Raw genomic sequence first — 19,616 nt, 5'->3', positions numbered from 1 at the left:
TATAGCAAAGAGGATACACCTGTTCCCATTCCGAACACAGAAGTTAAGCTCTTTAGCGCTGATGGTACTTGGTGGGCAACTGCCTGGGAGAGTAAGACGTAGCCACGTAATTTTTTTTTTAGCATCTCCAATCATGGGGGTGCTATTTTGCATATATATAACTTTTTATTTTCTACTTATGAAAAGAATGATATTATTATTTGTAATAATTATTTATAATTGATTATGAAAATAAATTATAAGGTAAAAATATATAATATAGATACATTAATAGAAAGGATTACTTATGTCTAAAACAACTAAGAAGACTGCAATTATTCTAATGATTATAATATTAGTATCTAAGGTAACTGGTTTTTTAAGGGATATAGTGCTAGCACAAACATTTGGAGCCGGAAATATAACAGATGCTTATCTTACAGCATTAAATATACCAGTTGTATTATTTACGGGTATAAGTGCATCTCTTGGAACCACATTTATACCTATGTTTTTCAATATAAAAGAGAATGAAGGTAATGAAGGAATACATAAATTCACAAGTAACATATTAAATATTATAGTAATAATAAGTATAGCATTTATTATTATAGGAATGATATTTACACCATATATAGTTAAAATATTTGCAATGGGATTTAAAGGTGAAGTACTAGACCTTACAGTAGGATATTCTAGGATTTTATTATTTTCTATGATTTTTATAGCTACAAATGGATTAATATCATCATTTTTAGTAGGGTCTGGAAATGTATATATATCAGGACTAGTAAGTATACCATTTAACATATTTGTAATTGTAGCAATATTTTTAGGATCTATGACAAATTCATATGTAATGGTATATGGAACTTTATTTGCATATGTAGCACAACTTTTATTTCAAATACCATTTCTATTAAAAAAAGGATATAAACACAAGTTTGTAATAAGTTTAAAAGATGAGAATATAAGACAAATATTATACCTTGTTATGCCTGTATTTTTAGGGTCATATGTAAATCAAATAAATACGGTAGTAAATAGAACACTAGCATCAACATTAGAGTCGGGTAGCATAACAGCTCTAGACTATGCCAATAAATTAAATATATTTGCGGTAGGCGTTATAGTTATATCATTATCAACTGTAATGTACCCGATACTTTCAAAATTAGCAAGTGAAAATAATATGAAACACTTCAAACAAAATATATCTAAATCTATTAATATAATAATAATATCTATGGTACCAATTATGATAATGATTATGGATTTATCAACACCGATAGTTAGGATATTATTTGAAAATGGTTCTTTTGATCAAAGAGCTACGTATTTGACTTCTACAGCTCTATTTTATTATTCAATAGGGATTGTAGCATATGGACTAAACGATATTTTATCGAAGGCTTTTTATTCATTACAAGATACTAAAACACCAGTAAAAAATGCAACAATGTCAGTAATTATAAATGTATTTTTATCTATAGTTTTAGTGAAATATATGGGAATAGGGGGGCTTGCATTAGCAGGATCTATTTCAGCTATAGTATCAACTATTTTATTATTTGTATCTTTAAGGAAAAAAATAGGACAAATAGGATTAAAAAATATTTTAGTTATATTTACAAAAGTAATTTTATCAGCTGTAATAATGGGGATTGTAATTAGATCATCATACAATATATTATATGGATTTGGAGCAAATATGATTAGTGAAAGCAGAGAACTAATGGCTATAATTGCTTCTATCTGTGTTGTATTAGGTTTGATTGTATACGTATGCTTGATATTATTACTTAACGTTAAAGAAGCTAAAGAAATAGTAAATTTAGTAAATAATAAAATGATAAATATAATAAAAAGATAATTTAATAAAAAATATAAAAAATAAAGTCCTTATAAAGGGACTTTATTTTATGTTTGAATTTATAAGATACATTTATGAAAATAAAGGTAATTCTTTAAGTAGTAGTATTTATTTATGATTAAAGATGATTAAAAACATATGAAGTATCAAACATAAAGCCATATTGTGGAAAAAAAATCCATTATATAGTATACTTTTTAATAGTACATATAAAATTATTGTCTAAATTAAGGGGAAAAAAATGAAAAAAGTAAAAAAAAGAAAAAAAAGAAAAATATTAGGTATTACTGTTTTAGGTATTATACTATTTAATATAAATGTTTTGATTTCTTATGCATCAGATATTAACTTTAGAAATATCAGAAATGAAGATGGTTTATCTCAATCTACAGTAGAAACTATGATTCAAGATAAAAAAGGATATATTTGGATGGGAACGAATGATGGCTTAAATAGATATAATGGCTATAATTTTAAAGTTTATAGGCATGATGAAAAATCTAAAAATAGTATAGCTAATAATTATATAGTTGATATTAAAGAAGACAATGCAGGAAACATATGGGTAGGAACAGCAAATGGCCTAAGTAAAATAAATAGCAAGACTGATGAAATAACTAATTACTTTTCTGATGAAGATAGAGGTAACTTATCACACAATAATATTGGAGATATTTTAATAACAAAAGATAATAAAGTTGTAGTTGGTACATCTAAAGGACTTAATATTTATGATGAATCTACGGATAAATTCAAACATATACTTTCAGGTAAAAATGAATTAAGCAGTCAATTTATACATACTTTAGAGCAAGATGGTAATGGAGATATATGGATTGCAACTAAAATGGGATTAAATAAGTTAGATGTAAGTGAAAAAAAAGTATACAAGTTTTATAATAGCGATAATGAAAATACAATAAGTGAAAATAATGTGTATGGACTTTGCTATGACAACGATGGATATATATGGGTAGGAACATTTAAGCAAGGGCTAAATAAAATTGATATAAAAACTAATCAAATAACAAGATATAAAAATGACAAGAATAATAAAAATTCAATTCCAGGTAATTACATAAGAGACATATTTAAAGATACAAATAAAAAAGTATGGGTTGCAACAGATAAAGGATTAGCCCAATTTAATAAAGAAAGTAAAAATTTTACAACATATAAAAATAATATATATGATAGAAATAGTTTAGTTGATGACGATATATACACAATGATACAAGATAAAAGTGGTTTGATGTGGGTAGGCACGTATCTAGGAGTAAGTGTATTTGATTCAAGCAATAATATTAAACATTATAAAACTGATCCATTAGATAGTAACTCATTAAGTGAAAATACTATACATGGAATATATGAAGACGATGATGGGCTCTTGTGGGTAGGAACTAACTCAAAGGGCGTAAATATTATAGATAGAAAAAATAATACTATATCTCACTTAAACAGAGAAACAACAAATAATTTATTTAGTAATAATTGTATAAACGATATAACTGGAAAAGGTAATTATATTTATATAGCAACAAACAATGGTATAAATAAAATCGATAAAAAAGAAAATAAAATAACTGTTTATAATAAGTCAGACGGGATTTGTGAAGAGAATGTAAGGAGCTTGCTATTAGATAGTAAAGAAAAACTTTGGATAGGAACACCTGATGGAGTAAGCATATTAAATACAAAAACAGGCGAAGTAAAAGATATAACGGAAGAATTAAAAAAAGTTGATATAGATACCCTATATGCAAGAGTTATATATGAAGATAAAGACGGAATATATTGGATAGGATGTTTTGTAGATGGGGGACTAATAAGACTAGATGCAAAAAATAAAACTATAAAAAAGTATAGGACTAAAGAAAAAGATAAAAAAACAATTAGCTCAGATACTGTAAGGTCTATATCTGAAGATCGTAATGGTGATTTATGGATAGGTACTAGCTATGGATTAAATAAATTTGATAAAGAAACTGAAATATTTACAAGATACAACACTTTAGATGGTCTAGCTAATAACATAGTGTACGGTATATTAGTAGATGAAAAAAATAATTTATGGCTTAGTACTAACAAAGGAATTTCAAAATTTGACATTAAAAATAATACTTTTGAGAATTTTGGTGTAACAGATGGGTTACAAGCTAATGAATTTAATGGAGGAGCAACTTATAAAAATGATAAAAATGAATTTTTCTTTGGAGGCATAAATGGACTAAACACATTTTATCCTTCTCAATTAAGCAAAAAAAAGTATACACCCAATGTAGAATTTGATGATTTTGAAATTAATGGAAAACATTTTAACGATATAGATGGAAAGAAATTTAAATGTAATGAGAACTTTCTTAATATAAATGTATTTTTACCAGATTATAATAACAGTGAAAATGTGCAATATTATTATATTTTAGAAGGTGCAAATGAAGATTGGCGGGAAGTAGAATCAAATGATATAAATTATAATAATTTATCTTCAGGAGAGTATACATTTAAAGTTAAAGCTAGGAGCCATAATGGCAATATTACAGATGAAAGTAAAGTTACTTTTACTATAGAGCCGCCATTTTATAAAAGTACAATAGCCTTCTTTATATATATTCTCTTATTGTTATTGATAATATATTCATATATTAATAGGATGAAATACTTAGATAAAGTGGTACAAAAAAAGACTGAACAGCTAAGTCAAGAAATGGAAGTAAACAATGAATTACTAAGTAAATTAATACAACTAGAAAGAAATAAAAATAATTATTTTATTAATTTATCTCATGAACTAAGAACACCATTAAATGTTATTTACACTACAGAACAATTAATAACTGAATTTAATAAATTAGATAAAGGTATAGAAAAAGAGAAATTAACTCAATACATGAGTGTAATGAGAAGAAATACAAAGAGGCTATTAAATTTAATAAATAATTTAATAGACACAACTAAAATAGACCATGGTAAATATAGCGTTAATTTAAAAGAAAATGATATTGTATATGTAGTTGAAGAGGCTACATTATCATTGAAAGAGTACATAGAAAGCAAGGGGATTGAATTAATAATTGATCCTGAAATTGAAGAAAAAATTATAATGTGTGATGCATATGAAATAGAAAGATGTATAGTTAACTTAGTTGGAAATGCTGCTAAATTTACTCCTGAGGGTGGTAAAATAGAAGTTTGTATAAAAGAATTGAAAAATAAAATAATGATCTGTATTGAAGATAATGGTATAGGTATAGATCCGAAATATCATGACTTAATATTTGATAGATTTAACCAAATAGTAGATGTACATGCAGAGGTTAAGGGTGGAAGTGGATTAGGACTAACAATAACAAAGCATATAATAGATTTACATAATGGAGAAATATATGTTGAAAGTAACTTAAATGAAGGTTGTAAATTCGTTATAATTTTATAGAAAATATGAAATTAATAAAATGAATTTACATTTAATACAAATAATGCTAAAATTAGACTGAAATAATAAATAGATAAAAAATAACTATTAAAATTAAAGCCATGAAGGTTTTACACGATGAGTGTATACCTTTTTGGCTTTTTTGAATTAGTAGAAGTTTTAATTCAAATAAATGAGGGGGATTATTTTGTTAAGGGATATATTAAAGAAAGTAATTCAGTTTATAGGTGTAATGTTTCTATTATCAATAATTGTATTTTATATGGCAAGATTGTCTCCAGGAGATCCTTTAAGGTCTTATTATGGAGAAGGCATAGAAAGAATGAGTACTACACAAAAACATCATGCTATGGAGAAATTAGGGCTAGATGAACCGATATATATTCAATATGGAAAATGGATATCGAATGTATGCAAAGGTGACTTTGGAATATCTTTTAAATACAAACAAGATGTATATACCGTTATAAAAGACGTTTACATAAATACTATAATTTTAGGTGGACTAGGATACATATTAACCTTTATATTAGCATTAATATTAGGAATATTTTGTGCGCTTCATGAGGATAAGCTGATAGACAGATTTATATGTAAGCTAGGAACTATAACTAATTGTATACCTTCGTTTTGGATTTCTTTGGTGCTAATATTAATATTTAGTATAAATTTAGAAATATTGCCAACAAGTGGAGCTTATTCAATGGGACAAGAAAATGATATAGGTAATAGAATAATGCATATAATTTTGCCATTATCAGTTCTTATATTAAGTCATCTTTGGTATTACACATATATGGTAAGGAATAAATTATTAGAAGAAATAAGAGAAGATTATGTTTTGTTATGTAAAGCAAAAGGTTTGCATAAAAAAGCTATAGTTTATAAACATTGTTTTAGAAACATAATGCCTACATATATAAGTATAATGGCAATTTCAGTTCCTCATATATTAGGGGGGACATATGTAGTAGAACAAGTTTTTTCATATCCAGGTCTAGGATCACTTTGTTTTGAAAGTGCAAAATATCATGATTATAACATGTTATTAGTTTTAAGTTTATTAACCGGGGCTTTAGTTGTATTTGCAAACATGTTATCACAAGTTATAAATAATAAAATAGATCCTAGAATGAAACATGATAGAGGTGATAACAGTGAAATTACAATATAGTGATTTTGAAATAGTAGGAGAAAACTATATTATTCAAGAAAAGAATATAAAAGTAAAAAGGAAAAGTTTTGTAAGTGAGATTAAAGATAAACCATATATATCAATATTTTTACTAAGTGTAATTATGCTAGGATGCATTTTATCATCAAAAATAATAAACCATGATGCAACATATATGGATTTATTAAATTCAAATATAGCTCCAAATAAAGAGTTTTACTTTGGAACAGATTCAATGGGAAGAGATATATTCTCAATGATTTGGTACGGAGGAAAAATTTCTTTATTGATAGGTATACTATCTACAATAATTTCAACTTTTATCGGAATTATATATGGCAGTATTAGTGGAGTATGTTGTGAAATTATAGATGAAATTATGATGAGATTTACTGAAATAATACTTAGTATACCATCAATATTAATAATAATATTTACCCAGGCTATGCTTGGAAATGCAACACCAATTTCTATCTCTATAGTTATAGGTATAACTAGTTGGATGAATATTGCAAAGATAGTAAGAAGTGAAGTAAGACAGATTAGAAATAGTGAATACATATTGGCAGCTAAAACTATGGGAGGTAATTTCGTATATATAGTGAGACAACACTTACTACCTAACTTTATGTCATCTATAATGTTTATGGTAGTTACTAACATTGGTTTTGCTATTGCCATAGAATCGACCCTTAGTTTCTTAGGAATTGGATTGCCTATAGAAATTATATCTTGGGGAAGTATGCTTTCATTATCAGAACAAGCGCTATTAACAAATCAGTGGTGGATAATATTAATACCGGGTATATTTTTAGTGGTTACATTAGTCTGCATAACTAACATAGGTAATTATGTAAGAAAAAACAATAATAAGAAATTAAGTAATTTGTAAGTGAAATACTAGGAAGTGTTTTAAATATCTATTTAAATAAGAGGAAAAAATATACAATAGGGGGATAAAATTATGAAATTTAAAAAATTAAAGATTATGAGTTTAGCAATGATTTTAAGTTTAATGGCAGGTTGTTCAAGTACTGATAAAGGTGCGGATACTTCAACAAAGTCATCTGACGAAAAAGTTTTGGTTTATGGGAGCGGAGATTATACAAGTATAAATCCAGCTTTATATGAACATGGTGAAATAAATTCGTTAATATTTAATGGGCTTACAGCACACGATAAAAATAATAAGGTAGTTCCATGTTTAGCAGAAAGTTGGGAACTTGATAAAAAATCAAATACATATACTTTTAAATTAAGAAATAATGTTAAGTGGCATGATGGAAAAAAATTTACTGCAGAAGATGTCAAGTTTACTTTAGAGACAATAATGAATCCAGATAATGCTTCAGAAATAGTATCAAACTATGAAGATATAAAAAATATAGAGGTAGTAGATGAAACTACTATAAAAATAACTTTAAAAGCACCAAACGTAGCAATGCTTGATTATTTAACAATAGGGATATTACCAAAGCATCTATTAGAAGGTAAAGACATAACAACAGATCCATACAATCAAAATCCAATAGGAACAGGACCATTTAAGATGGAAAAATGGGATAAAGGTCAAAGTATAACTCTTGATAAGAATGAAGACTACTTTGAAAAAGAGCCTGGTTTAGATAAAGTTGTGTTTAAAATAGTTGTAGATGCAAAAGCAAAAGCAATGCAATTAAAATCAGGTGAATTAGACTTAGCTCAAGTAACTCCAAAAGATATGTCAATATTTGATGGAAATAAAGATTTCAAAGAAAATATAATGAAAACTTCAGACTATAGAGGAATAATGTATAACTTTAATGCACCTTTATTTAAAGGAAATAGAGAATTACCAAATGCATTAAGTTATGCAATAGATAGAAAAGCTATACTAGATAGTGTATTATTAGGACATGGACAAGTAGCTTACTCTCCACTTCAAGCAGGTGTATATAATAATCCTGATATAGAAAAATTTGATTATAATCCATCTAAAGCTAAAGAAAAACTAGAAAATAGTGGATGGAAACAAGGTAGTGATGGTATATACGAAAAAAATGGAACTAAGTTAGCGTTTGAAATAGTATGTGGAGAAGGCGACCAAGTTAGAATAGATATGGCAAATATATGTGCACAACAATTAAAAGAAATTGGAGCAGATGTAAAAGTATCTGTAAAAGCTGAAGTGGACTGGGAAAATCAAGACAGTTTCTTAATAGGATGGGGTAGTCCATTTGACCCAGATGATCATACATATAAAGTGTTTGGAACTGATAAAGGTTCAAACTATAACATGTATTCTAATGTTAAGGTAGATGAACTACTTCAAAAAGCTAGAGAAACAGATGTAGATAAAGATAGAGTTAAGTATTACAAAGAATTCCAAGAAGAAATGGTAAAAGATATGCCATATACATTTATATCTTATATAGATGCAATATATGTTGGCAAGAGCAATGTAAAAGGTATAACACCACAAACAGTTTTAGGACACCATGGTGTAGGTATATTTAATAATATAGTTGATTGGACAATAGAATAATATAATAAAGAATATTTATAAAATAATTATCTGCAAATAGATAATTTATGATTTCTTATGATTATTATCATTATAAAAAAGCTTAAGGGGTCTTTTGACTCTTTAAGCTTTAAATAGTATAGGGGATGATTACATGAGTAATATATTAGAGATTAATAACTTAGTTGTAAAATTTAAAACAGATGATGGAGAAGTTGAAGCTGTAAGAAATGTTTCATTAAATTTGAAAAAGGGTGAAACATTAGCTATAGTAGGAGAGTCAGGATGTGGAAAATCAGTACTTTGTAAAAGCATAATAAAAATATTACCTCAAAATGCATATATCGAAGGTGGAGAAGTGATTCTTAGGGGTGAAGATTTAACTAAAGTATCGCAAAAATATATGAATAGTATAAGAGGAAAAGATATATCTATGATTTTTCAAGACCCAATGACTGCTCTTAACCCAACTATTTCTATAGGCAAGCAAATATTAGAAGCTATATTAATACATAATAAAATAAATAAGCAAGAAGCTAAAAAAAGGGCTATAGAGTTAATAAATCTAGTTGGAATAGACAACCCGGAAAAAAGATTTAAACAATACCCTCACCATTTTTCAGGTGGTATGAGGCAACGTATTGTTATAGCTATAGCACTTGCATGTAATCCTAGTGTATTAATAGCAGATGAACCTACAACAGCACTAGATGTAACAATACAAGCACAAATAATAGATTTAATGAAAGACTTGCAGAAAAAAATAGGTGTTTCTATTATATTTATAACACATGATTTAGGGGTGGTTGCAGAAATAGCAGATAGAGTTGCAGTTATGTATGCAGGAAAGATAGTAGAAATAGGAACAGTAGAAGATATTTTTTATAATTCTAAACATCCATATACGTGGGGACTAATGTCATCTCTACCGACGTTAGAATCAGAAAATGAGTTTTTATACAATATACCTGGAGAGCCTCCAAACTTGATAAACCCTCCAAAAGGAGATGCTTTTGCAATAAGAAATCAAAATGCTTTAAAAATAGATTACTTTGAAGAACCACCAATGTTTAAGATAAGTGATACACATAGCGCATCAACATGGTTATTGTATAAAGACACACTTAAAATAAAAACTAAGGGAGAGAGTGTGATTATAAATGAATAAAGAAAAAATATTAGAAATTAAAAATTTAAGCCAACATTTTAAATTAGATAAAAATACTGTTGTAAAAGCAGTTGACAATATAACTTTTGAAATTTATAAAGGCGAAATTTTCGGATTAGTGGGAGAATCAGGTTCTGGAAAATCAACTCTAGGAAGAAGTATAATAAAGTTACATGAGCCTACGAGCGGAGAAATAATATACAAAGGAAATAAAATATCGGAGAAAAAAATATATAAAAAAGAAAAAAAGTTTTTAAAGAAAAATATGCAAATAATATTTCAAGATTCAACTTCAGCATTAAATCCAAGAATGACAGTTGGTGATATTATTTCAGAACCTTTAAAAATACAAGGAATATATAATAATAAAGAAGAACAATTAAATAAAGTATATGAAATGATGAGTTTAGTAGGTTTAGATAAAAGTTATATTAATAGATATTCAACAGAATTTTCGGGCGGTCAAAGGCAACGTATAGGCATTGCTCGTGCCCTTTGCATAAATCCAGAGTTTATTATAGCAGATGAACCAATTGCATCACTAGATGTATCGCTACAAGCTCAAATCGTAAATCTATTTAAAAAATTACAAAAGAAAAAAGAATTGACTTGCTTGTTTATAGCCCACGATTTATCAATGGTTAGGCATATAAGTGACCGTATAGGAGTTATGTACAATGGGAAATTAGTAGAATTAGCACAAGCTAATGAATTATATAATAATCCAATACATCCATATACAAAATCCTTACTATCAGCAATTCCAGTTCCAGATCCCAAATATGCTAAAATAAGAACAAAGACAATATATAATCCGAGTATACATGATTATTCAGACGACAAACCAAAATGGATTGAAGTCTCTTCAGGTCATTATATATACGCATCTGAAAAAGAGTTATGTATATATAATCAAAAAATAGATAAACTAGGATTGAAACCAGATAATGATGGGTATATGAGAAATATAGTAAAAAATATAATATAATGTTTGGAATTATATAATTGAACATATAAAATTTAACAACGAGGTGAAAGACATGAAAAAACTAAATGAAGTATTACAAAGTTTAAAAAATGATTTATCAGGTTTATTAGGTGTAATGCTAGTATCAGAAAGAGAGAATAGCCAAAGATGTATAGCTAAAGAATTAGATACAACAAAAACTATAATAGACCATAAAGATGAGAGCGAAGAATATAATCAAGATGATTTAAATAAAATTGGAAAAGAAATACATAAGCTTACAGAAGAGATAAAAGGCATGGCAAATGTAATGTTAGTATCAGAAAGAATAAACAGTCAAAACTGTACAGCAAAAGAATTAGATACAACAAAAACTATATTAGACGTTAAAAATGAAAAATATGAATTTACAGAAGAAGAAGTTAAGCATTTAGTAGAAGAAGCTAAAAAAGTAGTAGATACAATACTAGTGTCAGAAAGAATAAATAGCCAAAGATGTACAGCTAAGGATGTAGATACAACAAAAACTATAATTGAGCATACTGATAATAAAGAAGAAATAAATAAACATGATGTAGAAAACGTAGTAAATGAGTTAAAAGGAATAGTAAATGAAATGCTTATATCAGAGAGAATAAATAGCCAAAGATGTATAGCTAAAGAATTAGATACAACAAAAACTATAATTGACCAAAAATAAATAGATATAAAAATAGCGCCTAATGAAAATATTAGGCTTTATTTTTATGATAGTAATGAATTTTAAATTATTTTAATAGTAACAAAAGTTTACAAAATTATAAATATATGTAAGAGTATAGTATAATTGACTCAAAGCTACAAATTTGGGAGGGGATGCGTATGAAATTGATATGGCTACTTGTAGCAATTGTATTTGCTATAGGTGAAATTGTAACACCTACTTTGACACTTATCTGGTTTAGTATAGGTGCATTCATACTAATATTTTTAAGTAGTTTTATAGATAACATATTAATTCAAATAATAATATTTGCATTTATATCAATAACATTACTGGTAGTAGTAACAAAGTGGATAGTAAAAAAAGATGAAACATATGAATATGATACAAATCTAAAAGCGATTTTAGGAAAAACAGGTGTAGTTAAGAAAGAAATACTTCCTAATAATGTAGGAATAGTAGTAGTGGAAAATGAAGAATGGACATCATTATCATTAAATGGAGAAACTATAGAACAAGGGTGTATTATAAGGGTTATAAAAATTGAGGGAGTTAAACTAATAGTTGAAAAAATAAAATAAGGGAGAACTCTAAATTATGGAATCAATAGGCTCAATAGTATTAGTAATAGTACCAATAATTATAGTTGCAATAATAGGATTGTCTTGTGTAAGGGTAATCAAACAGTCTAAAATAGGTATAATAATGAGACTTGGAAAATTTAGAAAAGTAGCTGACACAGGGGTTCACTTTTTAGTACCATTTATAGACAGTATGAGTTATGTAATTGACTTAAGAGAAAATGTGGTGGATTTTCCACCACAACCAGTTATAACTAAGGATAATGTAACAATGCAAATAGATACTGTTGTTTATTACAGAATAACAGACCCAGCAAGATATGTATTTGAAATAGCAAATCCTATTACAGCAATAGAAAACTTAACAGCAACAACTCTTAGAAATATAATAGGGGAACTTGATTTAGATGAAACATTAACATCAAGAGATATAATAAATACTAAGATGAGGGTAATACTAGATGAAGCAACTGATAAGTGGGGTATTAAAGTAAATAGAGTTGAACTAAAAAATATAATGCCACCTCATGATATTCAAGTCGCAATGGAAAAACAAATGAGAGCAGAAAGAGAAAGAAGAGAGTCTATATTACAAGCAGAAGGTAGTAAGTCAGCATCTATTCTTCAAGCAGAAGGCGAAAAACAATCTTTAATTTTAAGAGCCGAAGCTAAAAAAGAAGCTATGGTTAGAGAAGCAGAAGGTCAAAAGCTTTCTTCAATATTACATGCAGAAGGAGAGGCAGAGGCTATAAGACAACTTGCTATAGCTAAAGCACAAGGAGAAGCAGAAGTTATATTAAGAGTACAGGAAGCAACAGCTAAGGGGATAAGGGAAGTATTCTTAGCTATGAAAGAATCTGATGTAGATGACAATATATTAGCACTTAAATCAATAGAAGCGTTAGAAAAAGTAGCGCAAGGAAATGCTACTAAGTTAGTACTACCTTCAGATACCGTAAACTTCTTGGGTACATTTAAGGGAATAAAAGAAGTTTTAGGAGACGGTAAATAGATTAAGTAAAAAAGCCTTAGATACTATAATAGTATTTAAGGTTTTTTAGTATATACAAAATTGTCGATAATTATATTTGAAGTTATCATTTAAATTTAATTATTATTTAAAGTAATTTTAGTTTTATTTTTGATTAAAAAAAGAATGATAAAAAAATAACTAAAACGTTTTCCAAAGATATAAATAAAACATAAATATTAAAATATTTATGTTTTATTTTATATATATAGATAAAAAAATGTTTCAATATATATATTTGTATTGAAATATAGAACAAATTGACTGAATTTTACTGAAATTTGATTGTGAATAATATGGTTTATTGATATATAATTAGATACTATACAGGGGATAAAAAAGAAGGGGCGAGAAATTTATATTATGAAATACAAAAAAATAAACAGTAATAAAATTCTAATTGATAATATAGATAAATTCAAATTAGGAGAATGCTATGACAGTTATAAATTTATGGGATGTCATATTGACTCGAAAAACAACACAGCGTCTTTTACAGTTTGGGCTCCAAATGCAAGTGAAGTATATTTAGTTGGAGAGTTTAATAATTGGAATAAAAATTCTCATCCTATGATAAATATGTGTAATAGTGGAGTTTGGAACCTATCTTTAAGTGACATAAAACAAGGAGATACGTACAAATATAATGTAGTTGGATGTGATGGAATTAGCAGATTGAAATCTGATCCATATGCGTTTTTTTCGCAATTAAGACCAGATACTGCATCCGTTGTATACGACTTAAATAAATACAAATGGAATGATAAAAAATGGAATAATAAAAAGATAAAAGAAAATTGTAATCAAATACCAATAAATATATATGAAATTCATTTAGGTTCATGGAAGAGAAAATGGAATGGGGATTTTTTCTCATATGAAGAACTATATGAAATGATAGAGTATGTAAAAGAAATGGGTTATACGCATATCGAAATTTTACCTATAACAGAGCATCCATTAGATAAATCTTGGGGATACCAAACAGTTGGATATTATAGCAGCAGCAGTAGGTATGGAAATCCGAATGAATTCAAAGCATTCATAGATAAATGCCATGAAAATGAAATTGGAATAATTGTAGACTTCGCATACAGTCATTTTTGCAAAGATGATCATGGACTTTATAAATTTGATGGCTCACCTCAATTTGAATATCAAGATAAACTAAAGGCAGAAAATATTGGGTGGGGAACAGCTCATTTTGATTTAGGAAAACCAGAGGTTAGTAGTTTTTTAATTTCTAATGCACTATATTGGTTTAATGAATTTCATGTTGATGGAATAAGAGTAGATGCAGTATCAAGTATGCTTTATTTAGACTATGATATAGGTCAGTGGAAACCTAATAAGTATGGAGGAAGAGAAAATTTAGAAGCTATAGATTTTTTGAAAAAGTTTAATGAAAGTATTTATAAATATACAAAAAATCCTATCATAATAGCTGAAGAATCAACCTCTTGGCCAATGGTCACAGGGCCAACATATAAAGGAGCATTAGGGTTTACATATAAGTGGAATATGGGATGGATGAATGATACCTTAAGATACATGGAAATGGATCCAATATATAAAAAATATCATCATGAACTTATAACTTTTTCTTTTATGTATGCATTTTCAGAAAACTTCATTTTACCATTATCTCATGATGAAGTAGTACATGGCAAAAAATCACTGCTAGATAAAATGCCAGGGGATGCATGGCAAAAATTTGCAGGTCTTAGAACACTATATGCATATTACATGATACATCCAGGAAAGAAATTATCATTTATGGGAAATGAGTTTGGTCAAGGGTTAGAGTGGAGATATTCATATGGATTAGAATGGGAATTGTTAGATATAAAACCTCATTTAGATATGAAACAATATGTAAAAAAACTTAACACTTTATATAAAGATGAAAAAGCATTGTACGAAGTAGATAATAGTTACGATGGATTTGATTTTATAGATCCGCATAATAGCGAACAAAGTGTAGTTTCAATTATGAGAAAAGGTAAAAAATCAAAAGATTTTATTATCGCAGTAATAAACTTTACACCAGTAGTATATTACGATTATAAAGTTGGGGTTCCTTATCCAGGAATATACGAAGAGGTATTTAACTCAGATGATAACGCATATGGAGGTTCTGGTCAAACTATGGATAAAGCAGAGTTATTTTCAAAATATGAAAAATGGAATAACAAAGATTATCATATAACTATAAAAGTGCCTCCACTAGGAGCAACATTTATAAAGGGGAAAGATATAAATATTAATAAGCTTGAAATCAATAAAGAAGAAAAGATATTAATTGGTGGAAAAAATGAAAAATTAGAAATCATAAATAGAGAATCTATTAGCAGTTTACATTCAATTAAAATGCAGGAGCTATAATAAGTTTATAAATTTTAATTAAGTAATAATGAACATTTTAAGGGGGATAACTAGTGAAAAAAGAAATGTTAGCTATGATTTTGGCAGGGGGTCAGGGATCGAGACTAGGGGTTTTTACAAAGAGGATTGCAAAACCAGCAGTATCATTTGGAGGGAAATATAGAATTATAGATTTCGTGCTAAGTAACTGTTCTAATTCAGGGATAGATACAGTAGGTGTATTAACTCAATATAGACCCTTAATACTAAATTCTCACATAGGAATGGGAAGCCATTGGGATTTAGATAGAATAAATGGAGGAGTTTATGTACTTCAACCATATATGAATGAAAAAGAAGGAAATTGGTATGAAGGAACAGCACATGCAATACACCAAAATATGAATTTTATAGATAGCTATGACCCAGAGTATGTGCTTATACTATCAGGTGACCATATATATAAAATGGATTATAGCAAGATGCTAGATTATCATAAAGAAAAAAATGCTAAGGCTACAATAGCAGTAATAGAAGTACCTTGGGATGAGGCATCACGATTTGGAATAATGAATACTAATAAAGATGGAAGTATATATGAATTTGAAGAAAAACCAAGTAATCCAAAGAGTAATTTAGCTTCTATGGGTGTTTATATATTTGAATGGAAGATGATAAGAGATTACTTTATAAAATCTGAAAAAGAAAATTTAAATTATGACGATTTTGGAAAAGATTTAATACCTACAATGCTACAAGATGATGTAGGTATGTATGCATATCCATATAAAGGGTATTGGAGAGATGTTGGAACTATACAAAGTTTATGGGATGCTAATATGGACCTTATAAAATATAGAGAAACATTAGATTTACAAGATCCTAAGTGGAAGATATATACAAATACTATGGCTATGCCACCTCAATATGTAGGAAAAGGTGCAGTTGTAAATAACTCATTAGTAGCAGATGGATGTATGTTGTTAGGAAAAATTGAAAGCTCTGTTTTATCTCATGGTGTTTTTGTAGGTGAAAATAGTGAAATAAAAGATTCAGTTATAATGCCTAATGTAAAAATAGGAAAAAATGTAGTTATAGAAAAAGCTATGATAGGTGAGGGTGCAACAATAGAAGATTATGCAATAATAAAAAATAATAATAATGAAATAAATGTAGTTTCTGAATATGAAGTGGTCAAGTCACAAGTGGCATTAGAAGGGGGGCTAAAATAATGAGGAATGAATGTATGGGGTTAATAAACTTAAATAAAAAGGGAGACCCAAATATAGATAAACTTAATTATAGTAGACCAATAGCATCGACTCCTATTGGAGGTAGATATAGAATGATAGATTTTACTCTTTCTAATATGGTCAATTCAGGAATAACTAATGTAGGTATATTTGCAAAAGAAAAATACAGATCATTGACAGATCATATAGAGAGTGGGAAAGATTGGGACTTAAGTAGAAAAAAAGGTGGTTTATCTATATTTAGCCCAGAAAATACTGAATCTCAAAATATGTATCAATACAGAAAAGGTGATATATATAATATATTATCTAATATAGATTACATAAAAAAAAGTGAAGAAGAATATATTTTAGTTGCCCCAAGCTATATGATATGCAATATAGATTACTCAGAAGCGCTTAAATACCATAAAAAATCTAACAATTATATAACTATGATATATAAAAATATTGAAAATTCTAAAACTGATTTTAAAGGTAATTTAACGTTAAACTTAAACAGCGATAATAAGGTTATAAATGTAGGGAGTAATATTAGTGCATTTGAAGGCTTAGATATATATATGGAAACTTATATAATGAAAAGAACAGATTTCATAGACGTTGTATACAAATTAAGCAATAATGGAGATTATTTATACCTAGAAGATTTTATAATTGAAGAAGTTAAAAATAATAAAATAGGTGCATATGAGTATGATGGGTATTTAAAATGTGTAAAATCTGTGCAAACATATTTTGAAATAAGTAAAGACTTATTAAACATAGAGATAGCAAAAGAGTTACTTTATTCAGATAGAAAAATACGAACTAAAGAAAAAAATGAATCTCCTACTATATATACAGAAACTGCAGATGTAGATAATTCTTTTATAGCAAGTGGATGTGTAATAGAAGGAACTGTAAAAAATAGTATAATATTTAGAAAAGTACACATAGAAAAAGGTGTTAATATAGATAATTCTGTAATAATGCAAAACTGCATTATAGGAGAAGGTGCACAATTACAAAATGTAATATTTGATAAAAATATAAACTTAACAAAAAGAAAAGAATTAAAAGGGGATGAAAATTATCCTATTGTTATAGAAAAAAATATAAGTATTTAGTTAGAGGGGGAAATTTTTAGTGAAAGTTCTTTACGTAACATCGGAGTGTTGGCCATTTGCCAAAACAGGTGGATTAGGAGATGTGGCATACGCATTGCCTAAGGCATTAAAAAAAGAAGGTGTTGATATTAGGGTAATATTACCTAAATACTCTACAATGCCTAATTATTTAAAAGAACAGCTAAAAGAAGTAGCAGTATTTAATGTAAAAGTTGGGTGGAGAAATCAATACTGTGGGCTTTTAGAGATGGAGTTAGATGGAGTTAAATTTTACTTTATAGATAATGAGTATTATTTTAAGAGAGAAGGGGAAATTGCATATCTTTATGGATATGAAGATGATGCAGAAAGATATACTTTCTTTAGCAACTCAGTTTTAGAAGCTATATCTATTATTGATTTTTATCCCGATATAATCCATATGAACGATTGGCATACAGGCATGATCCCATTAATTTTAAAAGAAAAATATAGTGGTTTAGAAAAATATAATAATATAAAAACTATTTATACTATTCATAATCTACAATATCAAGGCGTATTCTCAAATAAACTTTTGGGTGATGTATTAGACTTGCCATATAAGTATATGGATAATGGAGATGTAGAGTATTGTGGTGGGGTAAGCTTTATGAAAGCTGGGATAGTTTTTAGTGATAAAGTAACCACTGTAAGCCCTACTTATGCTAATGAAATACAAACTAAATTTTATGGAGAAAGTCTAGATGGGCTATTAAAATGTAATTCTTACAAATTAAAAGGTATTTTAAATGGAATAGACTATGATTTAAATAATCCTAAAACTGATAAAGATATATTTATTAACTATGATGTAAATAGCATAGATAGAAAATCTGAAAATAAAGTTAAATTACAAAAAATGCTAGGTTTAGAACAAAATCCAGATATACCTTTAATAGGAATTGTATCTAGATTGGTATCACAAAAAGGTTTAGATTTAATATCTTATATTATGCCTGAAATCATGAGGGAAAATTTACAAATGGTGATTTTAGGTACAGGAGAGCATCAGTATCAATCTATGTTTAATTATTATGATTCAATATACCCAGATAAGGTATCTGCTAGAATCACATTTGATGCTGCACTTGCACAGCAAATATACGCATCAAGTGACATATTTTTGATGCCATCATTATTTGAACCTTGTGGGATTGGACAAATGTTAGCTATGAGATATGGAACTATTCCAATAGTTAGAGAAACAGGTGGTCTAAAGGATACAGTATATCCGTATAACAAGTATACGGGAGAAGGAAATGGATTTAGTTTTGAAAATTATAATGCACATGATATGCTTTATTGTATCAAAGGTGCTATAGAAACATATAAAAATAAAAATATATGGAGAAATTTAATTATAAATGCTATGGAAACAGATAGTAGCTGGACAAAATCAGCTCAAACATATATAAATACGTATCAAGAAATGCGAGGTTAAAGGAGTGATTT

Annotated in this window: 14 protein-coding genes and 1 rRNA gene; all 15 read left to right on the top strand. The window is 27.7% G+C overall.

The features are described from left to right. Window positions 1-108: ribosomal RNA gene (gene rrf, locus QOZ84_RS15180) — 5S ribosomal RNA — on the top strand; the annotation flags it as partial. A 178-nt stretch (window positions 109-286) separates the two neighbouring features. Further along, on the top strand, window positions 287-1,852 hold the full coding sequence (gene murJ / locus QOZ84_RS15175; protein ID WP_284133773.1) for a murein biosynthesis integral membrane protein MurJ: 1,566 nt from the start codon (window positions 287-289) through the stop codon (window positions 1,850-1,852). Window positions 1,853-2,093: 241 nt separating this feature from the next. Further along, on the top strand, window positions 2,094-5,291 hold the full coding sequence (locus QOZ84_RS15170; protein ID WP_284133772.1) for a sensor histidine kinase: 3,198 nt from the start codon (window positions 2,094-2,096) through the stop codon (window positions 5,289-5,291). A gap of 187 nt (window positions 5,292-5,478) precedes the next feature. Continuing rightward, entirely contained in the window at window positions 5,479-6,465 is a 987-nt protein-coding gene (locus QOZ84_RS15165; protein ID WP_284133771.1) for an ABC transporter permease, read from the top strand. After that, the gene (locus QOZ84_RS15160) at window positions 6,449-7,357 is read left to right on the top strand and encodes an ABC transporter permease (protein ID WP_331496609.1); all 909 of its coding nucleotides are present in this window, start codon (window positions 6,449-6,451) and stop codon (window positions 7,355-7,357) included. Before QOZ84_RS15165 ends, QOZ84_RS15160 begins: the two co-directional genes overlap by 17 nt. A 72-nt stretch (window positions 7,358-7,429) precedes the next feature. After that, window positions 7,430-8,989, top strand: a complete 1,560-nt coding sequence (locus QOZ84_RS15155) for an ABC transporter substrate-binding protein (RefSeq protein ID WP_284133769.1) — start codon at window positions 7,430-7,432, stop codon at window positions 8,987-8,989. 133 nt (window positions 8,990-9,122) lie between these two features. After that, a complete protein-coding gene (locus tag QOZ84_RS15150) occupies window positions 9,123-10,136 on the top strand; it encodes an ABC transporter ATP-binding protein (protein WP_284133768.1) in 1,014 nt (337 codons plus the stop codon). Next, entirely contained in the window at window positions 10,129-11,124 is a 996-nt protein-coding gene (locus QOZ84_RS15145; protein WP_284133767.1) for an ATP-binding cassette domain-containing protein, read from the top strand. The genes QOZ84_RS15150 and QOZ84_RS15145 overlap by 8 nt, the downstream gene beginning before the upstream one ends. Before the next feature lie 52 nt (window positions 11,125-11,176). After that, the gene (locus tag QOZ84_RS15140; RefSeq protein ID WP_284133766.1) at window positions 11,177-11,803 is read left to right on the top strand and encodes a hypothetical protein; all 627 of its coding nucleotides are present in this window, start codon (window positions 11,177-11,179) and stop codon (window positions 11,801-11,803) included. Between the two features lie 161 nt (window positions 11,804-11,964). Continuing rightward, window positions 11,965-12,387 carry an NfeD family protein gene (locus QOZ84_RS15135; protein WP_284133765.1) on the top strand — a complete coding sequence of 141 codons (423 nt, stop codon included), beginning with the start codon at window positions 11,965-11,967 and terminating at the stop codon, window positions 12,385-12,387. Between the two features lie 16 nt (window positions 12,388-12,403). Further along, window positions 12,404-13,399, top strand: a complete 996-nt coding sequence (locus QOZ84_RS15130) for an SPFH domain-containing protein (RefSeq protein ID WP_331496608.1) — start codon at window positions 12,404-12,406, stop codon at window positions 13,397-13,399. Window positions 13,400-13,780: 381 nt separating this feature from the next. Then, window positions 13,781-15,802, top strand: coding sequence for a 1,4-alpha-glucan branching protein GlgB (gene glgB, locus QOZ84_RS15125; protein WP_284133764.1), 2,022 nt, complete (start codon window positions 13,781-13,783; stop codon window positions 15,800-15,802). Window positions 15,803-15,855: 53 nt separating this feature from the next. Continuing rightward, the gene (locus QOZ84_RS15120; RefSeq protein ID WP_284133763.1) at window positions 15,856-17,013 is read left to right on the top strand and encodes a glucose-1-phosphate adenylyltransferase; all 1,158 of its coding nucleotides are present in this window, start codon (window positions 15,856-15,858) and stop codon (window positions 17,011-17,013) included. Continuing rightward, on the top strand, window positions 17,013-18,143 hold the full coding sequence (gene glgD / locus QOZ84_RS15115) for a glucose-1-phosphate adenylyltransferase subunit GlgD (RefSeq protein ID WP_284133762.1): 1,131 nt from the start codon (window positions 17,013-17,015) through the stop codon (window positions 18,141-18,143). The genes QOZ84_RS15120 and glgD overlap by 1 nt, the downstream gene beginning before the upstream one ends. A 19-nt stretch (window positions 18,144-18,162) precedes the next feature. Continuing rightward, window positions 18,163-19,605, top strand: coding sequence for a glycogen synthase GlgA (glgA, locus tag QOZ84_RS15110; protein ID WP_284133761.1), 1,443 nt, complete (start codon window positions 18,163-18,165; stop codon window positions 19,603-19,605). The last annotated feature ends 11 nt before the right edge of the window (window positions 19,606-19,616 follow it).

The organism is Romboutsia sedimentorum, assembly GCF_030131845.1.
Lineage (GTDB): Bacteria > Bacillota > Clostridia > Peptostreptococcales > Peptostreptococcaceae > Romboutsia_D > Romboutsia_D sedimentorum.
The sequence above is the reverse complement of the archived record's forward strand: the minus strand, read 5'-3'. Positions and strand labels throughout refer to the sequence as shown.